Source organism: Rhizobium deserti (genome assembly GCF_004358025.1).
Classification (GTDB): domain Bacteria; phylum Pseudomonadota; class Alphaproteobacteria; order Rhizobiales; family Rhizobiaceae; genus Neorhizobium; species Neorhizobium deserti.
This window is the reverse complement of record NZ_SMTL01000001.1, coordinates 87509-103429: the sequence shown is the minus strand read 5'-3', so window position 1 is coordinate 103429 and position 15921 is coordinate 87509. Positions and strand designations below refer to the sequence as shown.

The window sequence follows — 15921 nt, the reverse complement described above, 5'->3', positions numbered from 1 at the left end:
TTTTCATTGGAGGAAATCAAACATGGCATGGCAACCCGCGCAAAACCGCTATGAGACCATGAAGTACAATCGCTGTGGTCAGTCGGGCCTCAAGCTGCCCGCAATCTCGCTCGGCCTTTGGCACAATTTCGGTGACGACACGGCGCATGAGCGCAAGGTCGCCATCTGCCGCAAGGCCTTCGACCTCGGCATTACCCATTTTGATCTCGCCAATAATTACGGCCCGAAGCCCGGCAGCGCCGAGACCGCTTTCGGCCAGATCCTGCGGGAGGATTTTCGAGGCTATCGAGACGAGCTGATCATCTCGTCGAAAGCCGGCTACAACATGTGGCCGGGTCCCTATGGCGAATGGGGCAGCCGCAAATATCTGATTTCGTCCTGCGACCAAAGCCTCAAGCGCATGGGGCTCGATTACGTCGACATCTTCTATTCGCACCGCTTCGATCCGGAAACGCCGCTGGAGGAAACCTGCAGCGCGCTTGACCAGATCGTCCGCTCGGGCAGGGCGCTCTATGTCGGCATCTCGTCTTACAATTCCAGGCGCACCAGCGAGGCGGTGGCGATCCTGAAGCAGCTGGGCACGCCCGTCCTCATCCACCAGCCGAGCTATTCCATGCTCAACCGCTGGGTCGAGGAGGACGGCCTGCTTGATACGCTGGAAGAAGCAGGGGTCGGCTCGATCGTCTTTTCGCCGCTGGCGCAGGGCATGCTGACGTCGAAATATCTGGGCGGAATTCCGGAAGACAGCCGCGCTGCACAGGGCAAGTCGCTGCGCCCGGCCTTCCTCAACGAGAAGAACGTCGAGAACCTGCGCGCCTTGAATGCCATTGCGGAAAAGCGTGGCCAGACCCTGGCGCAGATGGCGATTGCCTGGGTCCTGCGCGGCGGCCGCGTGACCACGGCCCTGATCGGTGCGAGCCGGCCGGAACAGGTGGAAGATTGCGTCAAGGCGCTCGAGCGGCCGGACTTTACCGCAGAAGAGCTGGCCGCGATCGACGTTCACGCCAAGGAGGCGGATATCAATATCTGGGCGGCCTCTGCCGAGCGTGAGGGGCCTTCCCGCAACAAGTAGCCACAGGGCCCGGCCGTCCATCTGCCGGGCCTTTTTTGCCTATCCATCTCGCATATCTACGGGAGAAGATATGATCCGCAACCCGATCCTGCCGGGCTTCAATCCCGATCCATCCATCTGCCGTGTTGGCGAAGATTATTTCATCGCCACTTCGACCTTCGAATGGTTTCCGGGCGTGCAGATCCATCACTCCCGCGACCTCGTCAACTGGACGCTGGTTCGACGGCCGCTCGATCGGCCGAGCCAGCTCGACATGCGCGGCAATCCCGACAGCTGCGGCATCTGGGCGCCCTGCCTTTCCTATGCCGACGGGCTGTTCTGGCTCGTCTACACGGACGTGAAACGCTATGACGGTAGCTTCAAGGATGCCCATAACTATATCGTCACCTCGCCGACGATCGAGGGTGACTGGTCGGATCCGGTCTACGTTAATTCGTCCGGGTTCGATCCGTCGCTCTTCCATGATGGTGACGGTCGTAAATGGTTTCTCAACATGCAGTGGAACCACCGTGGCGAAGGTTTTGGCGGTGCCGCGAAACATCCGGCTTTCGACGGGATTCTTCTGCAGGAATGGGATCCGCAGGCGAGGGCGCTGACCGGCCCGATCCGCAACATATTCGCCGGAAGCGCGCTTGGCCTTGTGGAGGGCCCCCATGTCTTCAAACGCAATGGCTGGTATTACCTGACCACGGCCGAGGGCGGCACGGGCTATGACCATGCCGTCACCATGGCGCGGGCGCGGACGATCGACGGCCCCTATGAGATGCATCCGCAAACGCATTTGATCACTTCCAAGGATCATCCCGAAGCGGAACTTCAACGCGCCGGCCATGGGCAATATGTGGAAACGCCGGAAGGCGAAGCTTATCACACCCATCTCTGCAGCCGCCCGCTGCCTCCGCACCGCCGCTCCTGCCTGGGTCGCGAAACGGCATTGCAGAAATGCATATGGCGGGACGACTGGCTTTATCTGGCCGAAGGCGGCGTCGTGCCGGAAACCGAAGTGGCGGCGCCTCGCCAGACAACCCGGAGCGAGCCGCCTGCGCGCATAGAGCGGCGCTTCGACCAGGCGCAATTGCCCGGCGAATTCCAGTGGCTGCGCAGTCCCTATCCGGAAAGGCTGTTCAACCTTTCGGACAGGCCGGGCTATCTGCGTCTTCATGGACGCGAAAGCCTCGGCTCCTGGTTCGAACAATCGCTGGTGGCCAGGCGGCAGGAGCACCATTCCTTCCGGGCCGAGACAGCGGTCGAATTCCTGCCCGACACCTATCAGCAGGCGGCCGGCCTCACCCATTACTATAACCGGCACAAGCTCCATGCCCTGGCCGTGACCCTGCATGAAAAGCTGGGGCGGGTGGTGACGGTGTTTTCCTGCCCAGGGGATTTCCCGCATGCGAAGATGACTTATCCGGCGGGCAGCGGCATGGCGGTTCCGGAAGGGCCGGTGCATCTGGCGATGGAAATCCGCGGCAATGACCTCGCCTTCTTCTGGCGCAGCTCCGCCGATCACGAATGGCAGCAGATCGGCCCGGCTCTCGATGCCGGCGTCGTCTCCGACGAGGGCGGACGCGGCGAGCACGGATCCTTCACCGGCGCCTTTGCCGGCATGTTTGCCTTCGACACGTCCGGCCGTGCGCAGCCCGCCGATTTCCAGTTCTTCAGCTATGAGGCGGTGGATAATGTGTAACTTTATAAAGGTTACGGATAACTATGATTTACAGGATAATATTTTGACGAATTATCCTGCGCCGGGGGGCGATCTTCATCAATCGCACCCCGGAAAGCTGTGTTACATCCCCTGGGACAGGCACTGCTTCATGGAGCTTGCCAGGCCGCGCATCAGCTCGAAATAGAGATCGGGCCCGGCCTTGAAGGTTGCGGCTTCCGGATCAAGCGTTCCGGAACGGGCCTTCGTTCCTTCCGTCACCACGGCCACCAGCTTTGGTTCAAACTGCGGTTCCGCAAAGACGCAGGTGGCGCCAAGCGACGTGACCTTCTTGTGGATCTGGCCGATGCGTTCGGCGCCCGGCATGGTTTCCGGGCTGACGGTGATCGAGCCGGCAATGGCCACGTCATAGCGATGCTCGAAATATTGGTAGGCGTCGTGGAAGACCACGAATGGCTTGTCCTTGACGGGCGCGAGCGTGGCCGTGATCTCGGCATCAAGGGCATCCACCTGCCTGATCAATGCGGCGCCGTTTGCCTGGTAGGCGGCTGCGTTGGCCGGGTCCGCCTGGACCAGTACCCTCTCGATTTCGACGGCCATGGCCTTGGCATTCATTGGGTCAAGCCAGAGATGCGTGTCGAAGCCCTCGTGATCATGATCGTCGTGATCGGCGTGTTGGCCGCCTTCCGCCTTGTCGTGGCCATGGGCATGTTCTTCGCCATGTTCATGTTCGCCGTGATCATGGGCTTCGAACGCGCCGCCCTCGCGGAAAGGAAGCTTGACCAGGCCGGGCACATCCTCGAGCGTCACTACCTTGGCATCAGATGCCAGCGCGGACAGCGGCTTTTCGAGGAAGGCTTCCATGCCGTGACCCACCCAGAACACGAGATCCGCCTTTTCCAGCGCCTTGGCATTGGAAGGCTTCATCGTGAATGTATGCGGTGAAGCCGCGCCATCGACGATCAGCTGCGGCTCGCCGACACCCTTCATGATCGATGCCACCAGGGAATGGATCGGCTTGATCGACACGACGACATCGGGCGCTGCAAAGGCGCTTGGCGCCATGGCGAATACGGCCGAGGACAGCAGGGCGAGGGAAGCAAATTTCATCGACGATCTCCTTGTTCTGCAATGTAATGTTATTACATCAATTGCGTTATGCTATAACGTGTGGCATGAGGGCTGACAACAGGGTGTTTGGAAAAAATGCTGATGAATGTGCGAGGCGGTGGCGACCGGGCTGAGGACCAGCTGGTATCGCTGAAGGGCACCGGCATCCGCCGCGACGGCAGATGGCTGGTGCGCGGCATCGATCTGTCCATCCGGCGCGGGGAAGTCGTCACGCTGATCGGACCAAACGGCGCCGGCAAGTCGACGACGGCAAAGCTCGCAATCGGCGTGCTGCGGCCGGACGAGGGCTCGGTCGCGCGGATGCGTGGCCTGCGGATTGGTTATGTACCCCAGAAGCTTGCTGTCGACTGGACCATGCCGCTATCTGTGCGGCGGCTGATGCGGCTGACGGCGCCGCTCGCCGACGCCGAAATCATGACGGCGCTGACGGCGACCGGCATTGCGCATCTGCTCGATGCGGAGGTGCGCCATCTGTCGGGCGGTGAGTTCCAGCGCGCCCTTCTGGCACGCGCCATTGCCCGCAAGCCCGATCTTTTGGTGCTCGACGAACCGGTCCAGGGCGTGGACTTTGCCGGCGAGGCTGCACTTTACGAGCTGATCCGCTCGATCCGCAACGCGACGGGATGTGGTATCCTGATGATCTCCCACGACCTTCACATGGTCATGGCCGGAACCGACACCGTGATCTGCCTGAACGGCCATGTCTGCTGCCGCGGCACGCCTGAAACGGTAAGCCAGAGTTCCGATTACATGAAGCTGTTTGGCGGCAGCGCCCGCTCGATCGCCGTCTACAACCATCATCACGACCATACCCATCTGCCGGACGGACGCGTGGAGCATAGCGACGGCTCGGTCACTGATCATTGCCACCCGCAGGACGGCCACCATCACGACAAGGGCGGCCACGATCATGAGGGGCATGATCACCCTCATAACGGCGATCATGCCCATCAACATGGCCATAACCACCACCAGTCCAGCCAGACGGGAGGAAGCGCACGTGCTTGACGACTTCTTTACCCGCGCCCTGCTTGCCGGTATTGGCGTTGCACTCACCGCCGGTCCGCTCGGCTGTTTCGTGGTCTGGCGCCGCATGGCCTATTTTGGGGACACGATGGCGCATTCGGCGCTGCTCGGCGTCGCGCTTTCCCTTTTCTTCCAGATCAATCTGCTGCTTGCCGTCTTTGGCGTGGCGGTGCTGGTGTCGCTACTCCTCCTCGTGCTGCAGCGCCGGCAATCGCTATCGGCCGATGCGCTGCTCGGCATTCTTTCCCATTCGACGCTCGCCATTGGCCTTGTTCTGGTCGCCTTCATGACCTGGGTGCGCATCGACCTGATCGCTTTCCTGTTCGGCGACATCCTGGCAGTCACTCCCGCCGATATTGCGCTGATATGGGGCGGCGGCATTGTCGTGGTTGCCGCGCTCGCCCTGCTTTGGCGACCGCTCATCGCCTCGACGGTCAGCGAGGAAGTGGCGGAAGCGGAGGGAATGAAGCCTGCCCAGACACGGCTTTTCTTCATGCTTTTGATGGCGCTCGTCATCGCCATTGCGATGAAGATCGTCGGCATCATGCTGATCACCTCGCTGCTGATCATTCCGGCAGCGACAGCCCGGCGCTTTTCGTCCAGCCCGGAATGGATGGCGGTGCTTGCCTCGCTCATCGGCGCGCTTGCCGTCATCGGGGGCCTGTTCGGCTCGCTGCAATACGATACGCCGTCGGGGCCTTCGATCGTGGTCGCGGCACTTGCGCTCTTCATTCTAAGCCTGCTGCCGGCGATGCGGAAGCATCCGGCCGGGCCGGCCGCCAGCCAGGGAGTGCGATGATGAACGCACCGATATCGCCGCCTGCATTGACCAAGAACCAGACGCTCGTCTTCGGCGTGCTGAGCGAGGCGGAAGCGCCGGTCAGTGCCTATACCATTCTCGACCGGCTCCGCGACCACGGCTTCCGGGCGCCGCTCCAGGTCTACCGCGCCCTCGACAAGCTTCTTGAATTCGGCATGGTGCACAGGCTCGAAAGCCTCAACGCCTTTGTCGCCTGTGCGCACCGAGAAAGCCAGTGCTGCGGCGCCGGCCACGGACATGGCACGGTTGCCTTTGCGATCTGCGAGAGCTGCGGGCAGGTGGCCGAATTCCACGATCACGAGGTCGATCATCGCCTCGAAGGCTGGGCCAGGCAGAAGGGGTTCAGGCCGGTGAAGACGGCCATCGAGATCCGTGGCCTGTGCAGCAGTTGCGCCGCCTAAAGCGGCCTAAGATCACGGGCAAAGCGCTTCCAGTTGTCGATATAGCGCAAGGCGGAAGCCTTCAGCTTAGCGACTGCGTCATCGTCCAGCGTCCGGACTGCCTTCGCCGGTGATCCGACGATCAGGCTATTGTCGGGGAATTGCTTGCCTTCGGTAACGAGCGAATTGGCGCCGACCAAGCAATTGGCGCCGATCCGGGCGCCGTTGAGGATCGTCGCACCCATGCCGACCAGCGAATTGTTGCCGATCGTGCAGCCATGGACGATGGCATGATGGCCGATGGTGCAGTGGGTTCCGATCGTGACCGGGAAGCCCGGATCCGTGTGGATCATCACACCCTCCTGGATATTGGAGCCGGCACCGACCGCGATCAGCTCGTTATCGCCGCGCAAGACCGCGCCGAACCATATGCCGACATCTTCGCCAAGTACCACCTGCCCGATGACGCTAGCATTCGGCGCCAGCCAGAAGCGGTCTGCGGCCGGCGTGGTCGGCGCAAGATCTCCAAGAGCGAAGAGCGGCATGGGATGGTCCTGATCTGGAGGTTCGATGACGGGCAAAGCGCCTGTATCTCTACTTGGCCAAATGGGCGCGCAGATTGTTATGAAAACCTTCGTAAAGCAGCTGTGCCGGTCCCGGCAGGGATGCCGGCGATTCCTCGATGTTAAGCGTGATGCCCATGGGCCAGCGCGAAAACAGCGGCTCGATATGCTGCTTGACTGCTTCCATCATCCTGTCGCCGGTCCTGGCGACGATCTGAGCCGAGCGACCCGGATTGATCCGGAGATTGATGTAGACGAAGCCGTAATCGCCTTTCCCGTCGCCTACCGCGAAATGGGCGGCCGGGAAGGCCATGACCCGCATACCGCCCGGTGGAAAGACCGCTTTGTCTTCGTCATCACGGATGCCGAGAACCGTATCCAGCAGCACGTGGCAAAGCGCGTCCATATCGGTATCGACGTTCGGCGTGTAGTGGATGGTGAGATGGGGCATCTGGCTCCTCGCTGGCGGGCGTTGATCCCTGCGTGGGTGCCATCCGTGGCTTCCGCTGTCAACGCGGTTGGCGGTTCATTCCCGAATGCCGAACAGGTGCCGGTTGAACAGGTGGCAGCGTTGCACCAAGCTGCGTCTCGATTTATGGCGTCGCATGCTGTATAGGCCACGTTCTCAAAAAACGCAGCCAGACCGATACCGGACAGCCTTCTCATGAACCATTACCAGACGGGCAAAATCTTTGCCGTTGCACCGATGATCGACTGGACGGATCGGCATTGTCGTTTCCTGCACCGTCAGCTGTCGAAAAAGGCGCTGCTCTACACGGAAATGGTGGTGGCGGATGCGATCATTCATGGACCGCGCGAAAGGCTGCTTTCCTTTTCTGAAGTCGAGCATCCGGTGGCACTGCAGCTGGGCGGCTCCGACGCAGGCAAGCTGGTGCAGGCGATCGAGATCGCCGCCGGCTATGGGTATGACGAAATCAATCTCAATGTCGGCTGCCCGTCCGATCGGGTTCAGTCCGGCACGTTCGGGGCCTGTCTGATGCGCGACCCCGCGCATGTGGCGCATCTCGTTGCCGCCATGAAGCGGGTGTCGACGGTTCCGGTGACGGTCAAGTGCCGCATCGGCGTCGACGATCAGGAGCCCCAGGAGGTTCTGCCGGAGTTTCTGGCACGGGTGATCGGCGCCGGAGCGGATGCGGTCTGGATCCATGCCCGCAAAGCCTGGTTGCAAGGGCTTTCGCCAAAGGAGAACCGGGAGGTTCCGCCGCTTGACTATCCGCTCGTCTACGCGATGAAGCGCGAAAATCCGGACGTCTTCATCGGCATCAACGGCGGCATTACGGATCTTGCTCAGGCGGCCAAACATCTGGAAGTCATGGACGGCGTCATGCTGGGGCGCGCGGCCTATTACAATACCGGCCTCCTGGCGGGGGTCGACGCCATGCTCAGCGGGGATGCGGATCCGAGCCCAGCAGAGCCTGATTGGTTGACCTTGCGCGATAGCATGATGGCCTATGCGGAGAGCGTGATCGGCACGGGCGGACGGCTGAACCATGTGACGCGCCACATGGTCGGGCTATTCCAGGGCTATGCCGGCGCACGCCGGTTCCGCCAGATCCTGTCTTCGGAAGCGACCCGTCCCGGTGCCGGTCCGGAAGTCATTGCCGCGGCTTTCGACGTCGTCGACATTCAGGCAGGGCAGAAGATGCTGGCCGGCTGACTTCCGCCACCACAGGATCGCCGAGCTGGAACAACCCTTGCTCTTCCCGGTTCGGGACGGAAGATGCAAGGAGACCCTATGGCAACCCAACTTCCGCTTGGCCCCCAAGACCTCGCCGCGATTTCTGAGACAGACGACGGAACTAAGGCGTTCGCGCCAGACCTTGCCTACCGGCGGCTATCCATCGTCAACGTCATCTTTTACGGCAAACCTTCCGGCAATGGCGAGTGGGTGTTGATCGACGCCGGCCTGCCGACCTCCGAAAGCACGATCGTCGAATGCGCCGAGAACCGCTTTGGCGAAAATACCCGGCCGGCCGCGATTGTGATGACCCACGGCCATTTCGATCACGTCGGCTCGCTCGAGAGCCTTTCCCGACGATGGGATGTTCCCGTCTATGCCCATTCTTTGGAACTGCCTTATCTTCGTGGGGAGGCCTCCTATCCGCCGGCCGATCCGCCGGTGGGCGGTGGAGCCATCGCGCTTCTGTCGCCGCTCTTTCCACGCTCGCCGGTCGATGTCGGAACCAGGCTGAAGGCGCTGCCCGAGGATGGAAGCGTTCCGGGCATGCCTGGCTGGAAATGGCTGCATACACCCGGTCACGCGCCGGGCCATATCTCGCTTTGGCGCGACAGCGACCGAACGCTAATTGCCGGCGACGCGATCGTCACGACGGGCCAGGAATCGGTCTACGAGGTTCTCACCCAAGAGGCAGAAATGCATGGTCCTCCGCGTTACCTGACGCCGGATTGGGAATCAGCCGAGCAGTCGGTTCGTTTGCTGGCTGCGCTTGAGCCAGACCTCATAATTTCGGGGCACGGAAAACCCGTTCAAGGAGCGCACATGCGTGCAACTCTCCACCGGTTGGCTGCCGAGTTCGGCGAGATCGCGGTTCCGCAGGGTCGGCACTATGATCGAAACCCGGCAAAGCCGGGCAAGAGTGGCAACGACGTCTACCGTTGACTTTGACACTTTGGAGTTGGACCTCCGCCCTTGGAGCGGAGGCCCGGTTTCGTTATTCAGCCGCTTCGGCGTAGTCTTCCATCGGCGGGCAGGTGCAGATCAGGTTGCGGTCGCCATAAACATTGTCGACGCGGTTGACCGGCGACCAGTATTTGTCGACGCGGAAGGCGCCCGGCGGGTAGCAGGCCTGTTCGCGGGAATAAGGACGATCCCATTCGCCGACCAGGTCTTCTACCGTGTGCGGGGCATTCTTGAGCGGGTTGTTCGTCCGGTCCATGCGACCTTCCTCGATGGCGCGGGCTTCCTCGCGGATTGCCAGCATGGCGTCGCAGAAGCGGTCAATCTCCGCCTTGGTCTCGCTCTCCGTCGGCTCGATCATCAGCGTGCCGGCGACCGGCCAGCTCATGGTCGGCGCGTGGAAACCGCAGTCGATCAGGCGCTTGGCGACATCGTCGACCGTGACACCGGCCGAGGCGTTGAGCGGACGCGTATCGATGATGCATTCATGGGCGACGCGGCCGGCCTCGGACTTGTAGAGCACGTCATAGGCGCCCTTCAGCCGGGCGGCAATGTAGTTGGCGTTGAGGATCGCAACCTTGGTTGCCTGGGTCAGGCCTTCGCCACCCATCATCAGGCAATAGGACCAGGAGATCGGCAGGATCGACGGCGAGCCAAATGGCGCTGCCGAGACCGCGCCTTCGCGGCCATCCCATTGAGGGTGGCCCGGCAGATGATCCGCAAGATGCGCCTTGACGCCGATCGGTCCCATGCCGGGACCGCCGCCGCCATGGGGAATGCAGAAGGTCTTGTGCAGGTTGAGATGAGAGACGTCGGAGCCGATGTCACCCGGGCGGGACAGGCCGACCATGGCGTTCATGTTGGCGCCGTCCAAATAGACCTGGCCACCATGCTGGTGCGTGATGTCGCAGATTTCCTTTACCGTCTCCTCGAACACGCCATGGGTGGACGGATAAGTGATCATGCAGCACGAGAGGTTGTCCCTGTACTGCACTGCTTTCGCTCGGAAATCCTCAAGATCGATGTCGCCGTTTTCGCGCACCCTGACGACCACGACCTTCATGCCGACCATTTGGGCCGAGGCCGGATTGGTGCCATGCGCCGAGGTCGGGATGAGGCAGACGTCGCGATGGGTGTCGCCATTGGCGATATGGTAGTTGCGGATCGTGAGGAGACCGGCATATTCCCCTTGCGCACCGGAATTCGGCTGCATGGAAAAGGCGTCATAGCCGGTGATCTGGCAGAGTTTTGCCGAAAGGTCGTCGATCATCTCCTTGTAGCCGAGCGCCTGGTTTTCCGGAACGAAGGGGTGGATGTCGGAAAATTCAGGCCAGGTGATCGGCAGCATTTCGGCCGTGGCGTTCAGTTTCATCGTGCAGGAGCCGAGCGGGATCATCGCCCGATCAAGTGCGAGGTCGCGGTCCGAGAGGCGGCGGATGTAGCGCGTCATCTCGCTTTCGGCGCGGTTCATATGGAAGATCGGATGCGTCATGTAATCCGATTTCCGCAGCAAGGCATTCGGCAGGCGATACTCCACCTCGAATTCGGAGACGGTGAAATTGCCGCCAAAAGCGCGCCAGACGGCTTCCAGCGTCGCCGGGCGCGTTCGCTCATCAAGCGACATGCCGATCCTGGTTTCCCCAACCTTGCGCAGGTTGACGCCTTCGGCAACGGCCGCCCGCAGGATGAGGCCCTGCATGTGCCCGACTTCGACGGTGATGGTATCAAAGAACGTATCCGGCTCGATCGTGTAGCCGAGCTTTTCCAGCCCCTTGGCCATGAGCACGGCCTTCTTGTGGACCTGCTGGGCAATCGCCTTCAGGCCCTGCGGACCATGGAAGACGCCGTACATGGAGGCCATGACGGCAAGCAGGACCTGGGCGGTGCAGATGTTGGACGTGGCCTTTTCGCGGCGGATATGCTGTTCACGGGTCTGCAGGCTGAGGCGATAGGCGCGGTTCCCGCGGGCATCGACGGAAACACCGACAAGACGGCCGGGCATTGCGCGCTTATGCGCATCCTTGACAGCCATGTAGGCGGCATGGGGACCACCATAGCCGACCGGAACGCCGAAGCGCTGCGAGGAGCCGATCGCGATATCGGCGCCCATTTCGCCCGGTGACTTCAGCAGCGTCAGAGCCAGGAGGTCGGCGGCGACGGCGGCAACCGCGCCGGTCTGGTGCAGGCGGGAGATCAGGCCGGTGAAGTCGCGTACCTGGCCGTGGGTGCCCGGATACTGGAAGATGGCGCCGAACACGTCGACCGGATCAAGATCGCTCATGGGATCGCCGACGATGACGGTCCAGCCGAGCGGTTCGGCGCGGGTCTGGATCAGCGCAATGGTCTGGGGATGGCATTCCGCATCGACGAAGAAGGCCGTGGCTTTGGACTTGGCCTGGCGCTGGCACAGCGCCATGGCTTCGGCGGCGGCAGTGGCTTCGTCGAGCAGCGAGGCATTGGCGACGTCGAGGCCCGTCAGGTCGCAGATCATCGTCTGGAAGTTCAAGAGCGCTTCGAGACGGCCCTGGCTGATTTCCGGCTGATAGGGCGTATAGGCCGTGTACCAGGCAGGGTTCTCTAGAATGTTGCGCTGGATGACGGGCGGCGTGATCGTGCCGTAATAGCCCTGACCGATCAGCGAGGTGAGGACCTGGTTCTTGTTGGCGGTTTCGCGCAGCTTGTCGAGCGCTTCCCGTTCGGTCAGGGCCGCGCCCCAGGCCAGCGGGGTCTGCTGACGGATGGAGGAGGGCACGGTCGCGTCGATCAGCGCGTCGAGGGACGGATAGCCGATCACCTTCAGCATGTCGGCCATTTCCGACGGCGAAGGGCCGATATGGCGCCGGTTGGCGAAGTCATAGGGCTGGTAGTCGGTGAAATGGAAATCGGTGCTGTCGGTCATCAGGCGATCAGCTCCTTATAGGCGGCTTCGTCCATCAGGCCGTCGGCATCGGCAACGTTTTTCAGTTTTAGCTTGAAGAACCAGGCCCCGCCCTGGGGATCGGAATTGACCAGGGAGGGATCGTCAACGATCGCTTGGTTGACTTCGGTGACTTCGCCGTCGAGTGGACAATAAACGTCGGAGGCGGCCTTGACGCTTTCGACGGTGGCGGCATTGCCGTCCTTGGTCAGCTCGGCGCCCACATCTGGCAGCTCCACGAAAACCAGGTCGCCGAGCTGGTCGGCTGCGTGCTGGGTAATGCCGACGGTGGCGACGCCGTCTTCGAGCTTCAGCCATTCGTGTTCAGCAGTGAATTTCAGCATGAGTTCTCTCCGGAGGATTTCTTAGCGTTTGTAGGTGGGAGTGATGAAGGGAAGGGCAGTCACAGTGAGGGGCAGGTATTTGCCGCGGACTTCCGCAAAGACCCGCGTGCCTGGTGCTGAAAGCGACGCCGGAACATAGCCCATGGCGACCGGGCCTTCCGCTGTCGGACCGAATGTGCCCGACGTTACTTCGCCAATCGGCGATTCGGGTGAGTCCTCGGCAAACAGGGCAGCATGCGCTCGCACGGGAGCCTTGCCTTCAGGTTTCAAGCCGACGCGACGCCGCACGGGTCCACTCTGCAGATCCTCCTCGACGCGGGCTGCGCCCGGATAGCCCCCGGCGCGCTCGCCGCCCGAGCGCCGCACCTTTTGGATCGCCCACTCGAGCGAGGCTTCGATCGGCGAAGTCGTGGCGTCGATATCGTTGCCATAGAGGCACAGCCCCGCTTCAAGCCGCAGCGAATCGCGGGCGCCGAGGCCGATCGGCTGGCAGTCGGGATGATCGAGAAGCGCCTTGGCCAAGGCTTCTGCCTTGTCCGCAGGAACGGAGATCTCGAACCCGTCTTCGCCGGAATAGCCGGAGCGCGAGACAATGCATTCCGCGTCGAGAATGGTTGCGTCACGGACATCCATGAATTTCATAGTGGTGACGTCGGGCCAGAGTTCGGCGAGCACGGCCTCGGCCCGAGGTCCCTGCAGTGCCAGAAGAGCGCGATCATCGAAGAGAGTGACGCTGCAGCCCGGCATATTTGCCTGCATATGGGCAAGATCGGCTTTCTTGCAGGAGGCGTTGACGACGACGAAAAGGTGGTCGCCGCGATTGGCGATCATCAGGTCATCAAGAATGCCGCCATTGTCGGCCGTGAAGAAGCCGTAGCGCTGGCGGCAGGGCTTGAGGCCGAGGATGTCCACGGGAACAAGGGCTTCCAGCGCAACCGCTGCATCCTCATAAGTGCCGGATGCGGCGGTTATCCGGACCTGGCCCATATGGGAAACGTCGAAGAGACCGGCGGCGGCGCGTGTATGAAGATGCTCTTTGAGGACACCGGCGGGATATTGTACCGGCATGTCATAACCGGCAAAGGGCACCATCTTTCCGGCGAGCGAAAGGTGCAGGGCGTGGAGAGGTGTTTGCTTGAGAGCGGAATGATCGTCCAAAAAGGCCTCCAGGTTCCGCGCGGATTCCGCGCTGCTCATTGTCCGGCACTGCCGCGCCGTGGTCTTTGAGCCCCCTCTGTCTTTGGCGCCTGAGATTGTTATCCCTTCGGCGAGCCTTCTTTTGGAAGACTTCTCTCCAGAGTCCTGTCAGTCACCCGCTGGTTCTTTTGCCTGAGAGTTTCCGGGGCGGTTGCTCCTTCGGCACCGCATCGAAGCGGCTTCTCCCATTGGGTCGGCTGCATTATCGGCTTGGCAGCCGGTTTGACAAGCCCCTAATGTCGCTGTTGGATTTAAAATCGTCGCATGATCAACAGGATGATCGATACGTTGACAGCTGGCTTATGCGCGGCAAGAACTTCGTATATGCACGGCAAGCGGTGGATTGGCTCAAACCAATCGTGTCAAGTCAAGGGCAGGAGACGGCAGATGAAGCTCATTGGTAAACTGGCGCGCGCAGGCGCTCTGACGGCAAGTCTGGCGGCTTTGCCTGGAGCGAATACCGGCCTGGTACACGCCGCTGCGACAAGCGCCGAAGCGACGCTCGGTGTTCCGGTCAAGGTCGGCAATCTTGAGATAACCGGTGCCTTCACCAAGGCCATGCTGCCCGGCCAGCCCGTCGGCGGGGGTTACCTGACCATCAAGAATAGCGGCACCGCGGATGATGTCCTCGTTTCCGCCTCTTCCCCTGCCGCCGCAGCGGTTGAATTACATGAAATGGCTATGCAGGGCGAAGTGATGAAGATGCGTAGGCTGGACGACGGCATCGTCATTCCCGCTGGCCAGACGGTGAAGCTTTCGCCGGGTGGGCTTCACCTGATGTTCCTGAAGGTCAAAGAACCTTTCAAGCAGGGCGCTATCGTTCCTGTAACGCTGACCTTCAGGGCAGCCGGCAATGTGGACGCAGCTTTTCCAGTAGAGGCCGCCGGACCGGGCCAGCCTGCCAGAAACTGAAATCGATCACGGCAAAGCCGGACCAGGTCTGACCCGGAACGGGCAGTGGCGCAGTCTCAGATGGCACTGTTCAGGAGCGACTTTCTATCGGCGCCGCGCCAAGCTGAACATTCTCCTGCCGCTGTCGCACATATTCTTCGCAGACCTCTATCAGTTCGTCGCGCGTGGTCTTGCCAGTTTTGTATGCTTCAAACATCAAACCAGCAGACTGATGACCGACAGGGCTGTCCACGTCTATCGACTGCTCCGCGCACCAGTCCCGGTGGGCGTCGCGGATCACGTTCATCTGTTGGAAGTCGAAGATTCCGCTGGCCGTATCGCTCATAATGCGTCCCTTGTTGAAGGCGTCGATGCGGCCAGTCACACTGCGTGCCGCGCCGTTTCGGGATAAGCGAGGTAAGGGCTCTTCAGTTCCCGCGGTGCACAGAATTCCTAGATACTTACGGGGGGCAGTCGTCCAGTTCTTGATAAGCGGCTTGAGCTTCCCGAATTGTCGCCTGCTGGTGGGGCTGCTGGCCGGTCGTCAGCAGATCGAGAGAGACATTGGCTGCCGGTATCATTATCTCGACGGCTTCTGTCTCGCCGGCATTCTCCGCACGCTGTGCATTGCGGTCGGCATCGGACTTGACGTCTGCGACGCGGTCCTTGACAGATAGCTGGCGCGGCACCTTGAGCACTTCCATGTTCAAAGCGGCAACGTTGGCCGAGACTGACAGTGTTCCCATTTGTGTCATGTGCATTACCATCCTGTAATCGAATAAGTATAGCCTGCGCACATGCAGGGGGTTTTAAACAAAAGGCCGGCATTTTAACGGACTTGCTTTATTCGAGACGCTATTCATGAACAATCTTGCTCTTGTTGCATTCGGCGGAGCTGCCGGCTCGGTTTGTCGCTATCTGGTCGGGCTCTGGACCCTGCGCCAATTCGGCGCCAATTTTCCCTGGGGCACTCTGGCGGTCAACGTTGTCGGCTCATTCGCTATTGGGGTTCTCGCTGAGCTGATCACCCGCCGGTTCGACGCTTCTCCGGAAATGCGCCTTTTGCTGATCACCGGCTTCTTAGGCGGGTTCACGACCTTTTCTGCCTTCTCCCTGGACGTCATCGCGCTTTTCGAACGGGGATCGGTGACTGCCGCCGGAGGCTATGTGGTCGCTAGTGTGGCGATCTCCCTCTGCGCCGTGTTTGCCGGGCTGGCGCTTGGTCGGGCAATGCTCTAAAGGGCAGGCTAGACCC

At 61.3% G+C, this 15921-nt stretch carries 17 protein-coding genes and 2 riboswitches; of the genes, 9 read left to right on the top strand and 8 right to left on the bottom strand.

Annotated elements, in window-relative coordinates; translation table 11 throughout:
* Positions 1–22: 22 nt before the first annotated feature.
* Positions 23–1072 (top strand): L-glyceraldehyde 3-phosphate reductase, encoded by a 1050-nt coding sequence (gene mgrA, locus E2F50_RS00560; protein ID WP_133314133.1) that lies wholly within the window; start codon positions 23–25, stop codon positions 1070–1072.
* Positions 1073–1142: 70 nt separating this feature from the next.
* A complete protein-coding gene (locus E2F50_RS00555) occupies positions 1143–2759 on the top strand; it encodes a glycoside hydrolase family 43 protein (protein ID WP_133314132.1) in 1617 nt (538 codons plus the stop codon).
* A gap of 102 nt (positions 2760–2861) precedes the next feature.
* Here the strand turns inward: E2F50_RS00555 and znuA are convergent, their stop codons facing one another.
* Positions 2862–3848, bottom strand: coding sequence for a zinc ABC transporter substrate-binding protein ZnuA (gene znuA, locus E2F50_RS00550; protein ID WP_133314131.1), 987 nt, complete (start codon positions 3846–3848; stop codon positions 2862–2864).
* A gap of 96 nt (positions 3849–3944) precedes the next feature.
* Here znuA and E2F50_RS00545 point away from each other — a divergent pair, with 96 nt between their 5' ends.
* The 3 genes from E2F50_RS00545 to E2F50_RS00535 are packed head-to-tail and all read left to right on the top strand — an operon-like array spanning position 3945 to position 6116.
* Positions 3945–4877, top strand: coding sequence for an ATP-binding cassette domain-containing protein (locus tag E2F50_RS00545; protein WP_133314130.1), 933 nt, complete (start codon positions 3945–3947; stop codon positions 4875–4877).
* On the top strand, positions 4870–5694 hold the full coding sequence (gene znuB / locus E2F50_RS00540; RefSeq protein WP_133314129.1) for a zinc ABC transporter permease subunit ZnuB: 825 nt from the start codon (positions 4870–4872) through the stop codon (positions 5692–5694). The genes E2F50_RS00545 and znuB overlap by 8 nt, the downstream gene beginning before the upstream one ends.
* A gap of 11 nt (positions 5695–5705) precedes the next feature.
* The gene (locus E2F50_RS00535) at positions 5706–6116 is read left to right on the top strand and encodes a Fur family transcriptional regulator (RefSeq protein WP_133315172.1); all 411 of its coding nucleotides are present in this window, start codon (positions 5706–5708) and stop codon (positions 6114–6116) included.
* On the opposite strand, the gene E2F50_RS00530 is transcribed toward E2F50_RS00535, so the two are convergent.
* Together E2F50_RS00530 and E2F50_RS00525 are read right to left on the bottom strand one after the other, a co-directional pair.
* Entirely contained in the window at positions 6113–6640 is a 528-nt protein-coding gene (locus tag E2F50_RS00530) for a gamma carbonic anhydrase family protein (RefSeq protein ID WP_133314128.1), read from the bottom strand. The genes E2F50_RS00535 and E2F50_RS00530 overlap by 4 nt on opposite strands.
* Before the next feature lie 49 nt (positions 6641–6689).
* Positions 6690–7109, bottom strand: coding sequence for a 5-carboxymethyl-2-hydroxymuconate Delta-isomerase (locus E2F50_RS00525; protein WP_133314127.1), 420 nt, complete (start codon positions 7107–7109; stop codon positions 6690–6692).
* A 213-nt stretch (positions 7110–7322) separates the two neighbouring features.
* Between E2F50_RS00525 and dusA the strand changes: the two genes are divergently transcribed.
* Entirely contained in the window at positions 7323–8336 is a 1014-nt protein-coding gene (gene dusA, locus E2F50_RS00520) for a tRNA dihydrouridine(20/20a) synthase DusA (RefSeq protein WP_133314126.1), read from the top strand.
* Between the two features lie 78 nt (positions 8337–8414).
* Positions 8415–9299, top strand: a complete 885-nt coding sequence (locus tag E2F50_RS00515) for an MBL fold metallo-hydrolase (RefSeq protein WP_133314125.1) — start codon at positions 8415–8417, stop codon at positions 9297–9299.
* A 52-nt stretch (positions 9300–9351) separates the two neighbouring features.
* Here E2F50_RS00515 and gcvP read toward each other — a convergent pair whose 3' ends face one another.
* From gcvP to gcvT, 3 genes are read right to left on the bottom strand one after another with little or no spacing between them, the layout of a single operon-like run.
* On the bottom strand, positions 9352–12216 hold the full coding sequence (gene gcvP / locus E2F50_RS00510) for an aminomethyl-transferring glycine dehydrogenase (protein WP_133314124.1): 2865 nt from the start codon (positions 12214–12216) through the stop codon (positions 9352–9354).
* Positions 12216–12578, bottom strand: a complete 363-nt coding sequence (gene gcvH, locus E2F50_RS00505) for a glycine cleavage system protein GcvH (RefSeq protein WP_133314123.1) — start codon at positions 12576–12578, stop codon at positions 12216–12218. Before gcvH ends, gcvP begins: the two co-directional genes overlap by 1 nt.
* Positions 12579–12599: 21 nt before the next feature.
* The gene (gene gcvT / locus E2F50_RS00500; RefSeq protein WP_161973926.1) at positions 12600–13736 is read right to left on the bottom strand and encodes a glycine cleavage system aminomethyltransferase GcvT; all 1137 of its coding nucleotides are present in this window, start codon (positions 13734–13736) and stop codon (positions 12600–12602) included.
* A gap of 66 nt (positions 13737–13802) precedes the next feature.
* Positions 13803–13886: riboswitch (glycine riboswitch) on the bottom strand.
* 3 nt (positions 13887–13889) lie between these two features.
* Positions 13890–13973, bottom strand: a riboswitch (glycine riboswitch).
* A gap of 189 nt (positions 13974–14162) precedes the next feature.
* Here gcvT and E2F50_RS23310 point away from each other — a divergent pair.
* Positions 14163–14687: a copper chaperone PCu(A)C gene (locus E2F50_RS23310; protein WP_425375338.1), complete on the top strand. Its 525-nt coding sequence runs from the start codon at positions 14163–14165 to the stop codon at positions 14685–14687.
* A gap of 70 nt (positions 14688–14757) precedes the next feature.
* On the opposite strand, the gene E2F50_RS00490 is transcribed toward E2F50_RS23310, so the two are convergent.
* Together E2F50_RS00490 and E2F50_RS00485 are read right to left on the bottom strand one after the other, a co-directional pair.
* A complete protein-coding gene (locus tag E2F50_RS00490; protein WP_133314120.1) occupies positions 14758–15051 on the bottom strand; it encodes a hypothetical protein in 294 nt (97 codons plus the stop codon).
* 76 nt (positions 15052–15127) lie between these two features.
* The gene (locus E2F50_RS00485; RefSeq protein ID WP_133314119.1) at positions 15128–15421 is read right to left on the bottom strand and encodes a hypothetical protein; all 294 of its coding nucleotides are present in this window, start codon (positions 15419–15421) and stop codon (positions 15128–15130) included.
* Positions 15422–15527: 106 nt separating this feature from the next.
* Here E2F50_RS00485 and crcB point away from each other — a divergent pair, with 106 nt between their 5' ends.
* A complete protein-coding gene (gene crcB / locus E2F50_RS00480) occupies positions 15528–15905 on the top strand; it encodes a fluoride efflux transporter CrcB (RefSeq protein WP_133314118.1) in 378 nt (125 codons plus the stop codon).
* Positions 15906–15921: the final 16 nt, after the last annotated feature.